The organism is Bacteroidota bacterium, from assembly GCA_030706565.1.
Lineage (GTDB): Bacteria > Bacteroidota > Bacteroidia > Bacteroidales > JAUZOH01 > JAUZOH01.
The window spans coordinates 1-2,672 of sequence record JAUZOH010000481.1 but is presented as its reverse complement, the minus strand read 5'-3'; the positions used below and the strand labels follow the sequence as shown (position 1 = coordinate 2,672).

General features: G+C 37.1%; 4 protein-coding genes. 2 read left to right on the top strand and 2 right to left on the bottom strand.

What is annotated here, in order from left to right; translation table 11 throughout:
- On the top strand, positions 1-192 hold a 192-nt coding region (locus tag Q8907_15805), incomplete at its 5' end, for a type I glyceraldehyde-3-phosphate dehydrogenase (GenBank protein ID MDP4275734.1).
- Between the two features lie 60 nt (positions 193-252).
- Here the strand turns inward: Q8907_15805 and Q8907_15800 are convergent.
- Positions 253-630 carry a DUF1987 domain-containing protein gene (locus Q8907_15800; protein MDP4275733.1) on the bottom strand — a complete coding sequence of 126 codons (378 nt, stop codon included), beginning with the start codon at positions 628-630 and terminating at the stop codon, positions 253-255.
- A gap of 35 nt (positions 631-665) precedes the next feature.
- On the bottom strand, positions 666-1,910 hold the full coding sequence (locus Q8907_15795) for an ABC transporter permease (protein ID MDP4275732.1): 1,245 nt from the start codon (positions 1,908-1,910) through the stop codon (positions 666-668).
- Positions 1,911-2,201: 291 nt separating this feature from the next.
- Here Q8907_15795 and Q8907_15790 point away from each other — a divergent pair.
- On the top strand, positions 2,202-2,672 hold a 471-nt coding region (locus tag Q8907_15790), incomplete at its 3' end, for an aconitase family protein (protein ID MDP4275731.1).

Genomic DNA, 2,672 nt, shown 5'->3' with positions numbered 1-2,672 from the left:
ATTCTGGGTTATACTGAAGACGATGTCGTTTCCAGCGATTTCCTGGGTGATTCTCACACTTCCATTTTTGATGCTAAAGCAGGTATTGCTTTGAATGATAATTTTGTTAAGATTATTTCCTGGTATGATAACGAATGGGGATATTCCAACAAAGTTCTTGAATTGATCAAACACATGGATACTGTAAAGTAATTTGATTACTTTCATATAACAAAAAAAGCTGCTAAAGGGCAGCTTTTTTGTTATATGTTATTAGTTAATTTCAATGATGTGGAAAGGAAGTTCTATAGACGATTTAATTTGTTCTCCCAATTCCAGCAAGGCTTCATCATCTTCATCATAAAACCAATCCACAATTACATCCTTCCCTTTTTTTTGCGAAATTTCCGCATATTTTAAAATAGACCAAAGGAATTTTGAAGATCCGCTGTTCACATATTCCAAATGGATATCAAATCTTGTTTTATCGGAGGGATTTTTAAAATATTCCTTGATCCATTCCAACAAGGGACTGTAAAATTTCACCGCATCTTCGGGTATGGACCGGCCCTCAAATTTTAATATCCCTGTTGAAGGGCTAAAATGCACGGATGGAAAATTATTCGTCTTTTCAATAATTAAATCCTGCATGATTTGTTGTTTATAAATATTGGTCCTTAAATATTTTATTCATAGCGCAGCGATTCGATCGGATCAAGGCGGGATGCCTTCACGGCCGGGAAATATCCTGAAGCCAGGCCTACAAAAAAGCAAAGCACTGCACCCCCTAAAATCCAAAACCATGGAATAATAAATGCTGAATGGGTTAGGAAAGAAACAAAGTTGCCAATAAGGATTCCAAGAATGATCCCCAGAAACCCTCCCATTTGTCCAATCATGATGGCTTCGATCAGAAATTGTTGTTTAATCAGCTGGGCCTTGGCTCCAATTGCTTTCCTTATTCCGATTTCCTGAGTACGTTCGGTCACTGAAACCAGCATGATGTTCATCAGGCCAATGGCGGCTCCAAACAGGGTGATGATTCCAATGATTGTAGCTGCAATGGTTACGTATTTTAGATTTTCAATGAGCATGTTGGCCAGATTATCGCTTTTTTCAATCGAAAAATCCGAATCGTCTTTTATATTCAGCTTCCTAATTACCCTGAAAATGCCTTCGGCTTCTCCAATTGCAATATCCAGCAATTTGCCATCATGTGGGGTTACACTTATTGTGAAATTCCTGTTAGGTAATGGAAAATATTCCCTTACATTGGTAAAAGGAAGCAGACAAAAGCGGTCGCCCATACCACCCATGGTAGATCCTTTTTCTTTAAAAACCCCAATAATTTTATATTTCCCGCTTCCAATAGAAATCACCTGATCAATAGGATTTTCACCGGGTTCAAAAAGATTTTTGATGATTTCTGATCCTACCACGGTAACGTGGCGACTGGATTGTATTTCCTCTTCTGAAAAATTCCTTCCCCGGCTGATTTCGTAACCCGAAGTGAAAGCATAGTTTTCATCGGTTCCCAACACCCTGACATTGGGATTGGTTTTTTTGCTATGATATTTTAGGGTTGCAATTCCTGTTGCATTTGTAGTAATAGATACCACGGCGGGGAATTTATATTCTTCTTTAAAGCTCCTGGCCTGGAAATAGGTTATGTTATCAAAATTTTTTACGCGGCTATGCCCTTCATGATGAAAATGAATTGGCCGGCTGGTAATGCTGAAAGTGTTGGCCCCCATCCTGGCAAACTGGTTGTTGATGGAATTTTTAATGGAATCAATTGCGGTAAGTATACCCACCAGTGCCATAATTCCAAACGAAATAATAAGCACCGTAATGGTTGTCCTCATTAGATTGGCCCTTATCGATTTAAGCGATATCTTAAGGTTTTCCGAAAATAATCCTTTTATTCTCATTCTCTGGATCTTTGGTGGATTTGTTATAAACACCCTCTAACAACTGATTAAAAATAATCATTTTTTTTTATCTACAAATGAAAAATTAAAATAATCTCCTATAAATCAGAAGAAAATATATTTCTCTATACTGAAATCTGATTTTAAAAATGCACTTTTTATGTTTTAATTTTATTGATAGTTTTTGACTTTTGCATGAAATTTCAAGCATACTGTATATATTTGCAAAAGAATGTAAGAATAAATGGATAATTAGTTTTATTGGGAAATTCACTTTGAAAAAATATTATTATGGCATTTGATATCACTACAATCCGGGCATTTTATAAAGAGATGCCGGCTAAGGTTAAGAAAGCTTCGGAATTACTTGGCAGGCCTATGAGTCTGACAGAAAAAATACTTTATGCTCATTTGTCTAAGGAAAGCCACAGCCATATTTTTACCAGAGGTGGAGACTATGTCAACTTTAATCCCGATCGTGTTGCTATGCAGGATGCAACGGCGCAGATGGCATTGCTGCAGTTTATGCAGGCCGGAAGAAAAAGAACTGCCGTACCTGCTACTGTTCACTGCGATCATTTAATAAAAGCCAAAAACGGTGCAGCCGAAGATTTAAAAAATGCCTTGGAAATCAATAAAGAAGTTTATGATTTCCTGTCGTCTGTGACCAATAAATATGGAATAGGTTTCTGGAAACCGGGAGCAGGTATTATTCATCAGGTTTTATTGGAAAATTATGCCTTCCCCGGTGGAATGATGATT